Source organism: Streptomyces sp. MMCC 100 (assembly GCF_041538145.2).
GTDB lineage: Bacteria > Actinomycetota > Actinomycetes > Streptomycetales > Streptomycetaceae > Streptomyces.
Window position 1 is genome coordinate 2,742,035 of record NZ_JBGORK020000001.1, and the last position, 16,671, is coordinate 2,758,705.

Below are 16,671 nucleotides of genomic sequence, written 5' to 3' on the forward strand. Positions count from 1 at the left end.
ATGTCCTCGCGCCTCCCCACACTCCGCGCGGCCCCCACGCAAGCACCTTCTCTTCAACGACGCAGGAAAGGCCCGACCCCATGAAGTCCATCGCCCCCTCCCGCCGCCGCGCCGCCGCGGCCTCGCTCGCCGGCGTCGCCGCCCTGGTCCTCGCCGGCTGCGGCTCCGGGAACGACACCGGGGGCGCCGCCGACGGCTCGGTCTCCCTCGGATTCGTCAACGGCTCCAACACGCACTTCCACACCTGTCTGCTCCGCGCCGTCGAACAGGAGGCCGAGGCGCAGGACGCCAAGGTCTACTCGGCCAACTCCAAGCAGGACGCCGGCACCGAACTGTCCAACATCGAGGACATGATCGCCCGGAACGTGGACGCCCTCATCGTCCAGACCGTGAACGTCGACGCGCTCGAGGGCGACATAGCCAAGGCCAAGAGCGCGGGCATCCCGATCTACCTGACCTCCGTCGCCACCTCCGACATGGACGAGGTGCTCGGCGCCGCGGTGGTCGACCTCAAGAAGGCCGGCGCCCTGGACGCCGAGTGGATCAGCAAGGACGCGGGCGGCAAGAACGTGAGCGTGGGCATCGTCGCCGGTGCCCCCGGCGCCGCCTCCGACATGCTGGTCGGCGGCTTCAAGGACGCCCTGCCGAAGACCGCGAAGGTGGTCGCCAACCAGCCCGGCATGTTCAACCCCGCCAAGGCCCAGGACGTCGCCGAGAACATGATCCAGTCCCACCCCGACCTGGACTACGCCTTCGTCGCCAACGAGGAGATGGCCTTCGCCGTCCGCAAGGCCTTCGACGCCGCCGGAGCCAAGGACGTCAAGATCGTGTCCGTCAACGGAACCGAGGAGGGCGTCGCCGCGGTCAAGGACGGCCGCCTCTCCGCGACCGTCGCGAACTCGGCGGCGACCATCGGGCAGACCGCGGTGAAGAGCACGGTCTCGCTGCTCGACAAGAAGGAGGAAGGTGTTGACAAGATCTCCGACATTCCTCTTGTCTTGGTCACCAAGGACAACCTGACCGAGGCTCCCCAGTACTGCCCCAAGTAGGGCCCCCACCGGGAACCGGCGCCCGTCACGGCGGAACCCCTGCTCCTCGCCCGGCGCCGGTCGGGCGGGGGGCGGCCTTCGGAGGAAGAACATGGATCGCCTGCTTCTGATGCACAGCTTCGTCACCGTCGCCCAGGTGGGCAGTTTCGCCGGGGCCGCCAAGAAACTCGGCTCGTCGGGCTCCCTGGTCTCACGGCACGTGGCGGAACTGGAGCGTCAGATAGGTGTCCGCCTCGTCAACCGCACCGCGCGCTCGGTGAGCCTGACCGAACCCGGTCAGCGCTACGCCGAATTCGCCGCCCGCATCCTGGACGAGATCGAGGCCGAGGACGCCGGCATCGCCCAGCGCCACGACCGCCCCGAAGGCACGCTCAGCGTCATCTGTCCCAAATGGATCGGCAGCCTCGATCTCGGCGACGCCATCGCCGCGTTTTCCGCCGCCCATCCCAAAATCCACATCCGGTTCGAACTGGGCGGGATGTCGGACCGTACCTACGATTTCCTGGACAGCGGCTTCGACGTCGCCTTCCACACCAGAGACCTCCGCGACTCGAGTGTCCGCCTGAAGAAGATCTCCTCGCTGCCCTTCGTGCTGTGCGCGTCCGCGGAGTACGTCAAGCAGCACGGCACGCTGTCCCACGTCAACGACCTCGCCGCACACGACTGCCTCGTGCACGTCAACGACCCGGTGTGGCGCATCGGCCACGGACACGCGAGCACCCTGCACAAGATCCGCAACATCGCCTTCTCGTCGAACTCCTACCTCGCCCTGCAGAAGGCCGCGGTCCACGGCCGGGGCATCGCCCTGCTCCCGCAGCGTCCGGTCTACGACGAGCTGGTCTCCGGCGCCCTCCAGGAGCTGCTGCCGGAGCTGGCCGTGCCGGACCGCCCGCTGTACGCCATCTACGGCCCCGGCCAGGACACCCCGCGCAAGGTCAGTGTCTTCCTCGACTTCCTCGCCGACTGGTTCTCCCGGAATCCCACTCCCGCCATCCGTTCGTAACCGCCGACGACGGCGCAAGAAACGATTGCGAACTCCGGGGACCTCGGGCCATTGAGACGGGCACGCCCCCAAACCTACGCTCACCGGGCGAGACGGAAACGAGGAATCCATGGGAATCCAGAGAATCGAATCGGCCACCTACGGCATCGACGACCTCGACACATGTGTGCGGTTCTTCGAGGACTTCGGGCTCTTCCTGGTGGAGCGGACCGACGAACACGCGGTCTTCGAGACACTCACCGGGCAGACGCTCCACCTCGACACCGCCCCCGGACCGCTGCTGCCGGCCCCCGTCGAGAGCGGCCCCACCCTGCGGGAGGTCGTCTGGGGCGTCGACACCCGTGCGGAACTGGACCGCCTGGTCGCCGCCGTCGGCCGGCACCACGACGTCCGCGAGAGCGCCGACGGCGTGCACCACACCGCCGACCTGAGCGGCTTCGGCGTCGGACTCACCCTCGCCCGGCCGAAGAAGACGACCGTCGAACCCCGCCGCGCCAACACCCTGGGCAGTGTCGACCGCTGGAACCAGGCACTGGACCCGATCACCCGCGCCCACCCGCTGCGCATGTGCCACGTGGCCCTCAACATCGCCAAGGAGGGCAAGGAGGAGGCCGTCGCCTTCTACACCGACCTCCTCGGCTTCCGCCCCACCGACGTGGTCGAACCCATGGGTGTCTTCATGCAGGCCCCCGGCGACGACGACCAGCACACCATGCTGCTGTGCCACCGCCCCGACCGGGTCGGGGTCAACCACATCGCCTACGAGGTACCCGGCTTCGACGACGTGATCGAGGGCGGCAACTTCATGATCGAGCGCGGCTGGCGCGAGGCCCGCAGGCTCGGCCGCCACACCGTCGGCTCCAACGTCTTCCGCTTCCTGCACGCCCCCTGCGGCGGTCGCGTCGAGTACGCCGCCGACATGGACCGGGTCGACGACACCTACGAGACCCGCGTCCACGAGACCACCCCGCCCCACCACATCTGGGCGCTGCGCACCAACCGCGACCAGGACGCCCCCGCCTCTTCCTGACGCCCCTGCCTTGTCCCGACACCCCCGCCTCGTCCTGACCCACGCGCCCCGCCCTGACCTCCGCCCCGTCCTGACCCTGAGAGGGCATACATCCATGACCACCGATCACGGCTACCCCGCCGTCCGCATGTACATCGCGGGCCAGTGGTGCCAGGGCGGCACCGAGGACACCGCCCCCGTCGTCGACCCGGCCACCGAGGAGGTGATCGGGGAAGTACCCCTGGCCACCGCCGCCGACCTGGACCGGGCGCTGGACGCCGCCGCCAAGGGCTTCGAGGTGTGGCGCGCGACCCCCGTGGCCGAGCGCACCCGCATCCTGCACGCCGCCGCCGACCTGATCGCCGAGCGTGCCCCCGAGATCGGCCGGGTCATGACCCGCGAACAGGGCAAGCCGCTGCGCGAGTCCACCGGCGAGGCCCGCCGCACTGCCGAGACCCTGCGCTGGCACGCCGACGACGCCCGCCGCGCCTACGGCCGCATCATCCCCTCCGCCCCCGGCACCGTGCTCACCGTCCGGCGCGAACCCATAGGCCCCGTCGCCGCCTTCGTCCCCTGGAACTTCCCCGTCGGCGGGCCCAACCGCAAGATCTCCTCGGCCCTGTCGGCCGGCTGCTCCCTGGTCATCAAGGCCTCCGAGGAGACCCCGGCCACGGCGATGGAACTGGTCCGCTGCTACGCCGACGCGGGTCTGCCGCCCGGCGTGCTCAACCTCGTTTTCGGCGAACCCGCCGAGGTCTCCGAGCACCTGATCTCCTCCCCGGTCACCCGGCTCGTCGCCTTCACCGGCTCCGTCCCCGTCGGCAAGCTCCTCGCCGCCAGGGCCGGCGAGGTCATGAAGCCCTCCCTGATGGAACTGGGCGGCCACGCCCCGGTGATCGTCTGCGCGGACGCCGACCCCGTGACGGCGGCCCGCAGGGCGGCGCAGGCCAAGTGGGCCAACGCCGGGCAGGTGTGCACCTCGCCCAGCCGCTTCCTCGTCCACGAGTCGATCGTGGCGGAGTTCACCGCCGAGTTCGTCCGGGCGGCCGAGGCGGTCGTCGTCGGCGACGGACGGGAAGAGGGCACCACCATGGGCCCGCTCGCCAACGAGCGCCGCCTGGTGGCCATGGAACGCCTCACCGCCGACGCCGTCGCCCGCGGCGCCAAGGTCCTCACCGGCGGCGAACGCCTCGACCGACCCGGCTACTTCTTCGCGCCGACCGTCCTCACCGACGTACCCGAGGACGCGGAGCTGCTCTCCGAGGAGCCGTTCGGGCCGCTCGCGCCGATCGTCCCGTTCGGCGACCTCGACGACGCCCTCGCCCTCGCGAACGCCCTGCCCTACGGACTGGCCGCCTACGGCTTCACCGGCTCCGCCGCGACCGCCGAGAAGCTCTCCGGGGAACTGGAGGCCGGCATCCTCTCCCTCAACCACTGCGGCGGCTCCGTCCACGAGGCGCCCTCCGGCGGCGTCAAGGACAGCGGCTACGGCCGCGAGGGCGGCCCCGAGGCGCTGGACGCCTACCTGATCACCAAGCGCGTCTCCCACCTGCTGGCGCCATGAGGTACGCGCGCATCTCGGTCGGCGGGCGGGCGGTCTGGGGCCGCGTGGGGGAGGAGCACGTCGAGCTGCTGTCCGGCTCCCCGCTCGAAGAGGCCGGCTGCGACGTCATCGCCACCGTCCGGCGCAGCGACGCGCAGTGGCTGCCGCCCGTCGTCCCGCCCGTCTTCTACGCCGTCGGCATGAACTACCCCCGGCACATCGCCCACGCGGGAGCCGCCACCCCCGAGCGCCCCGAGGTCGGCTACCGCGCCAACAACGCCCTCACCGGCCACCTCTCGCCCATCGTCAAACCGGCCGACGTCACCGGCCGCTTCGAGGCCGAGCCCGAACTCGTCGCCGTCATCGGCCGCACCCTGCGCCACGCCACCCACGACGAGGCCCGCGAGGCGATCTTCGGCTGGACCATCGGCAACGACGTCAGCGCCCGCACCTGGCAGCACCAGGACCGCACCTTCTGGCGCAGCAAGAACAGCGACACCTTCAAGCCGATGGGCCCCTGGATCGAGACCGACGTCGACGCCCTCGCCCAGACCACCACACTCCGCGTCAACGGCGTCACCCGCGCCGAGTTCCCGACCGGCGACATGGTCTTCGACCCCTTCGCCTACATCGTCGAGATCACCAAACACAACACCATGCACCCCGGCGACGTGCTGTGGATGGGCGCCGAGTCCGTCTGCCGCCTCGAGCCCGGCGACACCGTGGACGTCGAGATCGGCGGCATCGGTGTGCTGTCCAACCCCGTACTCCTGGAAGGAAATCAGTCATGAGCGCGGAACCCCGCTACATCCACCACGTCAACTTCCCCACCACCGACCCCGACCGGACCGCCGCCTGGTACACCAAGGTGTTCGGGATGAAGCGCATCCAGCCCAAGTCCAACACCCGTGTGGTGCTGATGACCCGGGGCAACTTCGACCTGCACTTCACGCCGGTCGAGGAGATGGAGCGCATGGCGCCCTACCACTTCGCCGTCGAGGTCGACGACTGGGACGAGTTCCTCGCCCACCTCAAGGAGCTGGGCATCCGGCACACCCGGCCCATCCAGCGCCCCGAGAACCAGTCCAAGTTCTGCTACATCCACGACCCCGACCACACGATGATCGAGCTGGTCCACCACGCCAAGCGCCCCAACTAGACCGGCACGCACAGGAGTTCAGGAGTTCATCCCATGCCCCTCGCCGACTCCTACGGCACCTCCATCTACTACGAACGCCACGGCAGCGGCCCGGCGATCCTGTTCGTGCACGGCAGCGGCGGCCACCACGCCGCCTGGTGGCAGCAGGTCGCGGCGCTGCGCGACGAGTTCACCGTGGTCACCGTCGACCTGCGCGGTTTCGGCAAGTCCGACTCGTCCATGCCCGAGTTCGACGGCCAGGACTTCCCGGGCGACGTGGTCGCGGTCCTGGAGGCCGAGGACCTCACCGACGTCATGCTGGTCGGCCAGTCCATCGGCTCGGTCGCCGCGCTCCGCGCCGGTCTGCTGCGGCCCGAGCGCGTGAGCAGCGTCGTCCTCGGCCACTCCCTCGGCGGCATCAGCCACCCCGAGCTGAGGGAACTGGCCGCCGCCGACCGCGCCGAGGCCGTCAAGCTGCCGGTCATCGACCGCCTGCTGACCAAACCCTTCCAGACCGGGCGCGCCGACCTCACCTTCCTGTTCCAGCAGATGGGCACCTTCAACGTGGCCAGGATGCAGGACCTGCGCAACCTCGACACCGACGGCCCCTCCCTGGAGGAGATCCAGGCCTCCGGCGTCAAGGTCGCCTTCCTGGCCGGCGAGAAGGACGCGGTCCTCGGCGTCAAGACGGTGACCCGCGCCCACGAACTGCTGCCCGGCTCGCACCTGGAGATCGTCCCAGGCGCCCCGCACTCCATGTACTGGGAGACACCCGAGCCGTACAACGCGGCCGTCGCCCGCCTGCGCCGCACCCTCACCGCCCCGAAGGAAGCCGCATGAGCAACATCACCCTCGACGCCGCCGAGGAGATCATCGCCGCCGCCCACAAGCGCGCGCAGGCGATCGGCAAGGCGGTGAGCGTCGCCGTCGTCGACGCGGGCGGCTTCGTCGTCGCCGTCCGCCGCCCCGACGGCGCCCGCCCCCTCACCCCCGACATCGCCCGCGCCAAGGCGTACACCGCGGCCGTCATGCAGCGCCCCGGCAAGATGCTCAAGAAGTGGCAGGAGAGCCAGCCCGTCTTCTTCTCCCAGCTCTCCCAGCTGCCCGGCGCCGCGATGCCCATCATGGCCACCGACGGCAGCGTCACCATCAAGAAGGACGGCGAGATCATCGGCGGCCTCGGCATCGCCGGCGGCACCGCCGACGAGGACCAGGTGATCGCCGACGAGGTGCTCGCCGCCCTCGGCTACGAACTGGAGTTCGCCGCCTGGGGTGTCGCGGGCACGCCGGCCGGCGACTCCGGAAAGGACGCCTGACCCATGGCCGACACGTTCAACTACCGCATCGACCACCACGGCAGCCTGGTGCGGCCCGCCGGGCTCGCGACCGACGACCCGGAGTCGGTGGACGCGGCCGTGCGGGAGGCGGTCGTCCTCCAGCGGGGGCTGCGCTCCACCGTCGTCACCGACGGCGACTTTCCCCGCGAGGACTTCCGCGGCGCCGTCCTCGACGCCGTCGACGGCTTCCGCCGCACCGGCGAGACCGGTCCCGACGGCCTGGTCCGCTGGGTCGCCGAGTCCGTGCCGAAGGCGAACGGCGCCCTGCTCCCCGACTACGGCACCCGCCTCGCCGCGCTGACGGTGATCGCCCCGAAGGCGACGCTGCCGTCCCCGGCGTACCTCGCCGCCACCACGTTCCAGGCCGGGCTCGGACCGGCGTCCGCCCGCGAACTGGGCGAGGCGCTCGCCGAGATCGTCCGGGCGGAGATCGCGCTGCTGGTCGCCCAGGGCGTCCGGCTGATCCAGCTGGACAACCCGCTCCTGCTGGACCACGTCGCCGTCGATCCGGCCGGCGGCAGCGCCCTGTCCTTCGCGGACGCGCTCGCGGTGGACGCGGCGGCGGTACGGCTGGACGAGCGCCCCGAGGGCGTACGCATCGGTGTGGCGCCCGGCTGGGCGGCACCGGCCGCCGTGGACCGGGCACGGGCCGAGCGCCTCTACACCGAGGTGCCGGCGGACCGCTGGGTGCTGCCCTTCGACCAGGGCACGCGGGCCGAACTGGACCTCGTACGGGCGCTGCCCGAGGACCGTGACGTGTGTCTGGGCGTCGTGGACGCCACCGTGCCCGAGCTGGAGGACATCGACACGGTGATGAGCCGCGTCGACGCCGTCGGCGAGTTCAAGGACCTCGAGGACGCCGCCGTCTCCCCGTCCCGCGGCTTCGCCGACATCGCCTCCCGGCCGCTGCTGAGCGCGGAGGACCAGCGCAGGAAGCTGGTCCTGGTCGAGACGATCGCCCGCTACTGCTGGGGCAACGAGTTCTGAAAGGTGGCGGGGAGGACCGGGAGCACCCGGTCCTCCCCGCCACCTTCCGTTTCACAGTGCTTCGGCGAACGTCACCGACCGCTCCGTCAGCAGCGGCCACACCGTCTCGACGATCTGCTCCTTGAAGTGCGGCGCCGCCTTGTGCGCCTCGAACCCGGCGGCGTCGTCGTACCGCTCGTAGAGCAGGAAGCCGCCGGGCTCGTCCGCCACGGCGTGCACCTCGTAGAGCTGGTTCGCCGGTTCCGCCCGGGTCCCCTCCCGCGCTCTCAGCAGTGCGGCGCGCACGGCCGCCTCGTCGGCGGGGGCGCAGCGGTAGCGGGCGACGACTGCGTAGGCCATGTCTCGACTCTCCTCGGTTCCCGGCGGCGTCGTGCACACCGTCCGGCCGGCCGATTCCAGCACGGAACAACCCCGCGCCGACCTGCGCGCGCTGCAACCAATGCCTGCCGTCGCAGGGCTGGTGAACCAACCCTCGCATGGTGTGTTGTCGCATCCGGCCCCGCATGGCCGACCAGCTGGGACCGCGGGCATTCGCACCTCGGTCGAGAAGGAAGAAGTGATCTGATGCGCACTGTGGAAACGCTCCTGGGCGGAGAGTGGGTGACGACCGGCGAGTGGATCGACGTCCACGACCCGGCCGACGTCCGCGCCCCCGTCGCCCGTGTTCCGGCCCTGTCCGCCAAGGACGTCACCCGGGCCTACGACCTGGCCGAGCAGGGCTTCGCGGTCTGGAAGCGCACCAGCCCCTTCGAGCGGGCCCGCATCTTCACCGACGCCGCCCGCCTCCTGCGCGAGCGCCTCGACACGATCGCCGCCGACGTCACCGCCGAGAACGGCAAGACCCTCGCGGAGGCCCGCGGCGAGGCCGGCAAGGCCGCCGACTTCCTCGACTACTACGCGGGCCTCGCCCGCCAGGGCTACGGCACCCTCCTGCACGACGCCCGCCCCGACACCCGTACGCACACCCAGCGCGAGCCCATCGGCGTCATCCTGGTCATCAGCCCCTGGAACGACCCGCTGATCACCCCGGCCCGCAAGCTCGCCCCGCTGCTCGCCACGGGCAACGCGGCGGTGTTCAAGCCGGCCACCGAGACCCCGGCGTCGGGACTGCACCTGGCCCGTGCCCTGCACGACGCGGGACTGCCCGCCGGCGTCCTGAACGTCGTCACCGGCCGCACCGCCGAGATCGAGGAGGCCCTCCTCGACGACCCCCGGATCACCGGCATCACCTTCACCGGATCCAACGCCGTCGGCAACCGCATCCGCCGCCGCCTCGCCGACCGCAACGTCCGCTTCCAGGGCGAACTCGGCGGCAAGAACGCCTCCGTGGTCCTCAAGGACGCCGACCTGGCCGCCGCCGCGAAGGGCGTCGTCGCCGCCTCCTTCGGCCAGGCGGGGCAGCGCTGCACCGCCACCAGCCGGGTGATCGTGGAGCGGCCGGTGTACGAGGAGTTCGCCCGCCTCCTGGTCGCCGAGGTCGAGGCCCTCACCGTCGGCCCCGGCACCGACCCGGCCACCACCCTGTGCCCGCTCTCCAGCCCCCGCCAGCGCGACAGCGTCCTCGCCGACCTGGAGCGGGCCGTCGAGCAGGGCGCCACCGTACTCACCGGCGGCACCGCCGACACCGAGGGCGACCGCGCCCACGGCTGCTACGTGCGGCCCACCGTCCTCGCCGACGTCACCCCCGGGACGGCGATCTGGCGCGAGGAGGTCTTCGGCCCGGTCCTCGCCCTGCGTGCCGTGGACGACTTCACCGCCGCCGTCGCGGCCGTCAACGACTCCGACTACGGACTCGCCGCCGCCGTCTTCACCCGCGACCTCGCCGCCGCGTACCGCTTCGCCGACGAGGCCGAGTGCGGACAGGTCGCCGTCAACACCACCACCACCGGCTGGGACGTCCACCTGCCCTTCGGCGGCTTCCGCGAGTCCGGCACGGCGTACAAGGAGCAGGGCGAAGAGGTCCTGCGCTTCTCCACCCGCGTCAAGACGGTCGCCGTCCACTTCGGCGCGTGAGCACGCGGGAGAGCGGCACGAACAGGAAGGAGGATGCCGATGGCTGACGAGACGGTCGGCATCGTCGGCGCCGGCATCGTGGGCCTGGCCACGGCCCGCGAGATCGCGCTCCGGCGCCCCGGCACCCGGGTCGTCGTGTTCGAGAAGGAGCAGAGGGTCTCGCAGCACCAGACCGGACACAACTCGGGTGTCGTCCACGCCGGCATCTACTACACCCCCGGCAGCCTCAAGGCCGACCTGTGCGTACGCGGGGTGTCCCTGCTGCGCGAGTACTGCCAGGACCGGGAGCTGCCCTACCGGGAGATCGGAAAGCTGGTGACGGCCGTCCGACAGGACGAGCTGGGCCGCATGGAGAACCTCTACGAGCGGGCGAAGAACAACCACGTGCCCGACCTCAGGAAGGTCTCCAAGGACGAGATCAAGGAACTGGAGCCGCACGCCGGCGGCATCGCCGCCCTGCACTCCCCGCGCACCGCCATCACCGACTACCCGGCGATCGCCCGCGAGTTCGCCAAGGACATCGCCGACTCCGGGGGCGAGGTGAAGCTCGGCTTCCCCGTCACCGGCATCACCACCGTGCCCGGCGGAATCGAGGTCGCCTCCGGGCAGGACCAGGTCAAGGTGGACCGGCTGATCCTGTGCGCCGGCCTCCAGTCCGACGCCGTCGCGAAGCTCGCCCGGGACGGGCGGGAGCCGAAGATCGTCCCGTTCCGCGGCGAGTACATGCTGCTCAAGCCCGACCGCACCCACCTGGTCCGCGGCCTGATCTACCCGGTGCCGGACCCGCGCTACCCGTTCCTCGGCGTCCACTTCACCCCCCGCGTCGACGGCTCGGTCGAGGTCGGCCCCAACGCCGTACTGGCCCTGGCCAGGGAGGGCTACACCCTCGGGCGGATCAGCCCACGCGACCTGCTCGGCCTCGCCGCCTACCCCGGCTCCTGGCGGATGGCGGCGCAGCACTGGCGCACCGGCGTCAAGGAGTACCGCGGCGCCCTGTCCAGGACGGCCTTCATGAAGGACGCCGGGCTCTACGTCCCCGGCGTCGGCGCGGCGGACGTCGTACGCGGCGGAGCGGGCGTACGCGCCCAGGCGCTGGACCGGGACGGCACCCTCGTGGACGACTTCCGCATCCACCGGGTGGGCCGGATCACCGCCGTGCGCAACGCGCCCTCGCCGGCCGCCACGGCGTCCATGGCGATCGCCGAGCACATCGCCGGCGAGGTCTTCGGCGACGGCTGACGCATGCTGAGAATGCCCTGCTCACAGGGGTCCTCCGCGCAACAAGAGCTTGCATCCCAGGCTCTCGGCAAGTCCCCGGCACCCGCCTAGCGTTCTTGCCGCACCACCTCACCACCCCGTCGGGCACGTGACAGCACGTCCGAGAAGAGAGAGGCCACGACATGTTCGTCGTCGACACCCAGATCCACATCTGGAAGGAAGAGACCCCGGACCGCCCCTGGGTCCCGGGCGCCCGCGAGCGGATCCGCCTCAACGGCCACCGCGAGGACCCCTTCTCGTACGAGGAGGCCCTGGAGCTGATGGACGAGGCCGGCGTCAACCGGGCGCTGATCCTCCCGCCGTCCTGGGAGGGCAACCGCATCGACTACGCCCTGGAGGCCTGCGAGGCCCACCCGGACCGCTTCGGCATCATGGCCCGCGTCCCGCAGGACAACGAGGCCGAGGGCACCGCGATGCTGAAGGACTTCGCCCAGAACCCGCACATCAAGGGCACCCGGCTCACCTTCCACCGCCCGCAGGACCGCAACTGGATGATCGACGGCACCAACGACTGGTACTGGCCGATCGCCGAGGAACTCGGCATCCCCACCATGGTCCACGCGCCGATCTGGAAGCGCGAGCTGGGCGAGATCGCCGCCAAGCACCCCGAGCTGAAGATCATCATCGACCACATGGGCATCATGGCCCGCTGCGTCGACGACGCGATCGGCTACTGGGTGTCGGAGACCGCCGACCTAGCCGCCCACCCCAACATCTACGTCAAGGTCTCGGCGCTGCCCGGCTACTCCACGCAGCCCTTCCCGAACAACAACATCCAGAAGTACGTCCGCGAGATGGTCGACAAGATGGGGCCGCAGCGGTGCTTCTACGGCACCGACATCACCCGCCTGCTCGGCCACGGCATCACGTACACCGACACGATCGAGCAGTTCACCAAGCACTGGGACTTCACGCCCGAGGAGCTTGAATGGATCATGGGCCGCGGTATCTCCGAGGTCCTGAACTGGCCGATCGAGGGCTGAGGACACACACGAGATGACGGACAGCAAGAACAAGCCGGGCGCCGACGGCGGTGACGCCGTCGTCTCCGCCCTGAACGCCGTCGGCGCCGAGTACATCTTCTGCTCATCGGGGTCCGAGTGGGCCCCGGTGTGGGAGTCCCTGGCCCGCCGCCACCGCGACGGGGAGCCCGCGCCGCGGTACCTGGACCTCACCCACGAGACGGTGGCGGTCGGCATGGCCACCGGCTACGGACTGGTCGAACGGCGCCCGCAGGGCGTGCTGCTGCACGCCGCGCCGGGCCTGCTCCAGGGCTCCATGGCCGTGCACGGGGCGCTCCTCGCCGGCGTCCCGATGCTGGTCGCCTCCTCCGAGTCGACCACGTACGGCGACGGCCCCGGCCAGGACCCGGGCGGCCAGTGGTACCGCAACCTGTCCATCGTGGGCGGCCCGCACCACGTGGCCCAGCCCTTCACCAAGTGGGCCAACGAGGCCGCCGACATCAGCACCCTGCCCACGATGATCACGCGGGCGGCCGAACTCGCCTGGCGGGCCCCGGCAGGACCCGCCTACCTGAACATCCCGCTGGAGATCCTCCTGGAGGACTGGGACGGGCGCGAGGCCAAGCCGACCGTGGCGCCGGGCTCCACGCACTCCTCGCCCGAGGAGGTCGACCCGGTCGCCCAGCTGATCCGCGAGGCGAAGAACCCCGTGATCGTCACCGAGACCGCGGGCCGGGAGGCGGGCGGCTTCGAGGCCCTGGTCGCCTTCGCCGAGGCGTGGGACATCCCGGTCGTCGAGCCCGACTCGGCGGTGTGCGGCAACTTCCCGCGCACCCACCCGCTGCACGCCGGCAGCGACATCGGCCCGTGGATGGACGAGGCGGACCTGATCCTCCTGGTCAACTGCCGCGCCCCCTTCTACCCGCCGAGCCGGAAGCCGTCGAAGGCGAAGATCGTCGTCATCGACCAGGTGCCGCAGCGCCCGCACATCGTCTACCAGGTGCTCTTCGCGGACGTGTACCTGGAGGGCAACGTCGCCAACACCCTGCGCCAGCTGGCCAAGCGGGCGAAGGACCTGGACGGCCGGGCGGTGGCGGCGCGGCGTGCGGCGCAGGAGGAGCGGCACGCCGCCGAACAGGCCGCCGTCGCCGCCGCCGAGGCCAAGGCGGAGCAGTCCGAGGGCGTCGACCCGGTACTGGTCGCCGCCACCCTGCGCAGACTGCTGGCCGGGCAGGACGGCATCGTCGTCGACGAGACCATCACCCACAGCCGCGTGGTCAAGCGCCACCTGCAGACCGCCGACCCCGACTCGTACTTCTACGTCCAGGGCGGCCTCGGCCAGGGCATCGCCGTCGCGCTCGGCGTCAAACTGGCCGCGAAGCAGCGGCCGGTGGTCCTCACCATCGGTGACGGCGCCTTCACCTACAACCCGGTCATCCAGTCGTACGACGCGGCCAAGGCCTACGACCTGCCGGTGCTGATCGTGGTCTTCAACAACCGTGTCTACAAGTCGATGAACCTCAACCACCGCCGCTTCTACCCCGAGGGCGCGGCGGCCGACACCGGCGAGTGGCTCGGCACCGACCTGCACCGGCTGCCCCGCCTCGCGGCCTTCGCCGAACCGTTCGGCATGCACACCGAGACCGTCGACACCACCGACGCCCTCGCGCCCGCCCTGGAGCGCGCGCTGAAGGCCGTGGCGGAGGGCACCACCGCCGTCGTCGACGTCCTCGTCACCCGCTGACCCAGGAGACCCGCACCATGACCGACACCGCCACCCCCAAGCCGGGGAAGGTCCGCGTCCCCGCCGACGACCTGCGCGCCTTCGCCGCCGCCCTCCTGGAGAAGGGCGGCCTGAGCGCCGAACACGCCCGCACCACCGCCGACGTCTTCGTCTGGGCGGCACAGCGAGGGGTCGAGTCCCACGGCATCGCCCGCGTCCCCGCCTATCTGGACCTGCTCGCCAAGGGCGTCGCCAACGCCGCGCCGGATCTGAAGGTCGAGTCGACCAGGCCGGCCGCCGCGGTGATCGACGCCGACCGCGCTCCCGGCCCGGTCGCGCTCACCGCCGCCGCCGACGAGGCCATCGAGCGGGCCCGCGCCTTCGGCATCGCCTCCGTCGGCGTGCGCCGCACCGTGCACACCGGCGCCATCGGCTACTACGTCTCCCGGATCGCCGAACAGGGCCTGGTCGGCCTCGGCTTCGTCGCCGGCATGCCCAACATGGGCTACACCGGCGTCAAGGGCGCCGCCGTCGCCACCAGCCCGCTCGCCGTCGCGGTCCCGGCCGCGGACCGCGCCCCGCTCCTCCTGGACATGGCCACCGCCACCATCGCGCTCGGCAAGATCCGCCAGGCGAAGACCAACGGCACGCCGCTGCCCGAGAACGCCGCCGCCACCGCGGACGGCACCCCCACCACCGACCCCGAGCAGGCGGTCATGCCGCTGCCGCTGGGCGGCGCCAAGGGGTCCGGCATGTCCCTCGCCTTCGAAATGCTCACCAGTGTGCTCGTCGGGGCACCGATCTTCGCCGCCTTCCACTCCGACGACCCGGCCGGCCGCAAGCACCGCCAGAACGCCCTGCTCAGCGCCCTCGACCCCGCCGCGTTCGGCGGCAGTGCGGAGGACTTCACCGACGCCGTCGACGACACCCTCGCCACCCTGAAGGGCCTGCCGGTCGCGGACGACGCGGACGGGGTGTACTACCCCGGCGAACGCAGCGCCGCCCTCGCCGTGCAACGCGGCGCGGACGGGGTACCGGTGGCACCGAAGGTGTGGCGCGACCTCACCGAGCGGGCGGCCGCGTCCGGGATCACCCCACCCGCGACCGTGTAGCGCGCACCCTTACGTCGCCGGCCGCCCCGGAGGGGAGGGGCCGGCCGGCGACTCCGCCCTGCCGCGTGGATGGGGTAGGCTTGACCAGCGCGATCACGGAAAATGCGGATCGCGCACCGGGACGTGGCGCAGCTTGGTAGCGCACTTGACTGGGGGTCAAGGGGTCGCAGGTTCAAATCCTGTCGTCCCGACGGTGTGCGGAGGGTCTTCGCGGGCGGAAGCTCGCGGAGACCCTTTTCGCTGGGGCACGGGCTTCGTCCCGTCTGATCACGTCGAACGCATGGCCGTGTCCGCCGCCCCCAGCGGCGGACACGGCGTGGGCCGCGGAACGTCCGCCCTCCCCCGAAGGGGACGTTCCGCGGCCGGCCCCCGGCGCCGGTTCGTGGCCACGGCGCCCGGGCGTCTGCGAGCCGTGCGGTCACCAGTACATGACCGCCGTCTCGCCCGCACCCCACGCGGAGTACAGGCGCACCCGGACGACATAGCGGCGGCCCTTGACGAAACGGGCCCTGATCGTGGCGTTGCGGGGGCTTCCCCCGTCGTCCTGTCCGGCGAAGTAGCGGGGCACGCCGTCCCGCTCCTCGAAGACGACGACGACGGCGTCGCTGTCGCCGAAGGTGCCCACCGTGTACTCGCGGGTCTCCGGCGGGTCCACCCGGAAGTCGGCCTGCTCGCCGGGCCCGAGACCCAGCGGCACCGAGCGGAAGGGCACCAGCGGACCGGGCCGGCCGGTGGGCGGGTACCAGCGCAGGGCGAACTCCTTGTCGGCGGCGGAGAGGACCCCGGGCGGGTGCAGGCCGGAACGGTAGTGCTCGGGCTCCAGTATCAGACCCGAGGGGAAGGGGTACTCCATGATCGACTGTGGGTCCCAGACCGGGCCGTTGGCCTCGTCGCCGTCGAGCTTGCGCAGGATGTTGTGGAAGGTCCGCTCCCGGCTCCAGTGGTTGGGCGGGCCCGCCAGCTCGGCGTAGACGGCCTCGTCGTCCCAGAGGATGCCGGCGAACGGGCTCTGGTGCTCGTGCAGCATGCCGAGCGCGTGCCCGATCTGGTGCAGGGCCGTCGCACGCTCACCCGGTGCGGTCAGGTCCCAGCCGAAGTTCATCGTACGGTCGTTGAGCCCGACCCGGAGCGCGTCCTTGCCCACCGCCGACCAGGAGCCGTCGCCGGGCTGGAAGCCGATGCGCAGCTCCGCCTCCGACCGGTCGCGGACCTCAGTGAGATCGAGCCCGATGCCGAGGTCCCGCCACTCCCGGAAACTGTCGCGGACCACGTCCCGCTGCTCCTCGGTCCCCACCCACGAACCCCGCCGCGGCCGGCCGGTGCCCGGCATCGGGACCACCGAGGTGTCGATGTCGCCGCCGAGGAAGCAGTAGTGCAGCACGGTTCCGTTGACCCACATCCGCTGCCCGCCGACGAGCGCGGCGGCGCGCTCGGCGGCCAGCCCCGGCGCGAGCACGGGGGCGGGCTGCCGCGCGAGCGAGCAGTAGCGTGCGGTCATGGTCGTCAGGGTGCCGTCC

16 protein-coding genes and 1 tRNA gene are annotated in these 16,671 nt (G+C 71.5%); 15 read left to right on the forward strand and 2 right to left on the reverse strand.

What is annotated here, in order from left to right:
- Positions 1 to 80: 80 nt before the first annotated feature.
- The 9 genes from ABS735_RS12715 (at position 81) to ABS735_RS12755 (ending at position 8,066) form a co-directional block, all read left to right on the forward strand.
- Positions 81 to 1,049, forward strand: a complete 969-nt coding sequence (locus tag ABS735_RS12715; RefSeq protein ID WP_373900902.1) for a sugar ABC transporter substrate-binding protein — start codon at positions 81 to 83, stop codon at positions 1,047 to 1,049.
- Positions 1,050 to 1,140: 91 nt separating this feature from the next.
- On the forward strand, positions 1,141 to 2,052 hold the full coding sequence (locus ABS735_RS12720; protein ID WP_373900904.1) for a LysR family transcriptional regulator: 912 nt from the start codon (positions 1,141 to 1,143) through the stop codon (positions 2,050 to 2,052).
- A 109-nt stretch (positions 2,053 to 2,161) separates the two neighbouring features.
- On the forward strand, positions 2,162 to 3,082 hold the full coding sequence (locus tag ABS735_RS12725; RefSeq protein ID WP_373900905.1) for a VOC family protein: 921 nt from the start codon (positions 2,162 to 2,164) through the stop codon (positions 3,080 to 3,082).
- Between the two features lie 94 nt (positions 3,083 to 3,176).
- Positions 3,177 to 4,625, forward strand: coding sequence for an NAD-dependent succinate-semialdehyde dehydrogenase (locus ABS735_RS12730; RefSeq protein ID WP_373900906.1), 1,449 nt, complete (start codon positions 3,177 to 3,179; stop codon positions 4,623 to 4,625).
- A complete protein-coding gene (locus tag ABS735_RS12735) occupies positions 4,622 to 5,395 on the forward strand; it encodes a fumarylacetoacetate hydrolase family protein (protein WP_373900907.1) in 774 nt (257 codons plus the stop codon). Before ABS735_RS12730 ends, ABS735_RS12735 begins: the two co-directional genes overlap by 4 nt.
- A complete protein-coding gene (locus ABS735_RS12740) occupies positions 5,392 to 5,763 on the forward strand; it encodes a VOC family protein (RefSeq protein WP_373900908.1) in 372 nt (123 codons plus the stop codon). Before ABS735_RS12735 ends, ABS735_RS12740 begins: the two co-directional genes overlap by 4 nt.
- 33 nt (positions 5,764 to 5,796) lie before the next feature.
- The gene (locus tag ABS735_RS12745; RefSeq protein ID WP_373900909.1) at positions 5,797 to 6,582 is read left to right on the forward strand and encodes an alpha/beta fold hydrolase; all 786 of its coding nucleotides are present in this window, start codon (positions 5,797 to 5,799) and stop codon (positions 6,580 to 6,582) included.
- A complete protein-coding gene (locus ABS735_RS12750; protein ID WP_373900910.1) occupies positions 6,579 to 7,058 on the forward strand; it encodes a GlcG/HbpS family heme-binding protein in 480 nt (159 codons plus the stop codon). The genes ABS735_RS12745 and ABS735_RS12750 overlap by 4 nt, the downstream gene beginning before the upstream one ends.
- Before the next feature lie 3 nt (positions 7,059 to 7,061).
- A complete protein-coding gene (locus ABS735_RS12755; protein WP_373900911.1) occupies positions 7,062 to 8,066 on the forward strand; it encodes a uroporphyrinogen decarboxylase/cobalamine-independent methonine synthase family protein in 1,005 nt (334 codons plus the stop codon).
- Positions 8,067 to 8,117: 51 nt separating this feature from the next.
- On the opposite strand, the gene ABS735_RS12760 is transcribed toward ABS735_RS12755, so the two are convergent.
- A complete protein-coding gene (locus ABS735_RS12760; protein ID WP_373900912.1) occupies positions 8,118 to 8,405 on the reverse strand; it encodes a putative quinol monooxygenase in 288 nt (95 codons plus the stop codon).
- A 225-nt stretch (positions 8,406 to 8,630) separates the two neighbouring features.
- Here ABS735_RS12760 and ABS735_RS12765 point away from each other — a divergent pair, with 225 nt between their 5' ends.
- The 6 genes from ABS735_RS12765 (at position 8,631) to ABS735_RS12790 (ending at position 15,345) form a co-directional block, all read left to right on the forward strand.
- Positions 8,631 to 10,079 carry an aldehyde dehydrogenase family protein gene (locus tag ABS735_RS12765; protein ID WP_373900913.1) on the forward strand — a complete coding sequence of 483 codons (1,449 nt, stop codon included), beginning with the start codon at positions 8,631 to 8,633 and terminating at the stop codon, positions 10,077 to 10,079.
- A 39-nt stretch (positions 10,080 to 10,118) separates the two neighbouring features.
- Positions 10,119 to 11,318, forward strand: a complete 1,200-nt coding sequence (lhgO, locus tag ABS735_RS12770) for an L-2-hydroxyglutarate oxidase (RefSeq protein ID WP_373900914.1) — start codon at positions 10,119 to 10,121, stop codon at positions 11,316 to 11,318.
- Positions 11,319 to 11,479: 161 nt separating this feature from the next.
- Entirely contained in the window at positions 11,480 to 12,340 is an 861-nt protein-coding gene (locus tag ABS735_RS12775; RefSeq protein ID WP_373900915.1) for an amidohydrolase family protein, read from the forward strand.
- Positions 12,341 to 12,353: 13 nt separating this feature from the next.
- A complete protein-coding gene (locus ABS735_RS12780) occupies positions 12,354 to 14,063 on the forward strand; it encodes a thiamine pyrophosphate-dependent enzyme (RefSeq protein WP_373900916.1) in 1,710 nt (569 codons plus the stop codon).
- Between the two features lie 17 nt (positions 14,064 to 14,080).
- Positions 14,081 to 15,154, forward strand: a complete 1,074-nt coding sequence (locus ABS735_RS12785; RefSeq protein ID WP_373900917.1) for an Ldh family oxidoreductase — start codon at positions 14,081 to 14,083, stop codon at positions 15,152 to 15,154.
- Between the two features lie 117 nt (positions 15,155 to 15,271).
- Positions 15,272 to 15,345: transfer RNA gene (locus ABS735_RS12790), tRNA-Pro, on the forward strand.
- A 227-nt stretch (positions 15,346 to 15,572) separates the two neighbouring features.
- Here ABS735_RS12790 and absR1 read toward each other — a convergent pair.
- Entirely contained in the window at positions 15,573 to 16,652 is a 1,080-nt protein-coding gene (absR1, locus tag ABS735_RS12795) for a beta-glucuronidase AbsR1 (RefSeq protein ID WP_373905943.1), read from the reverse strand.
- Positions 16,653 to 16,671: the final 19 nt, after the last annotated feature.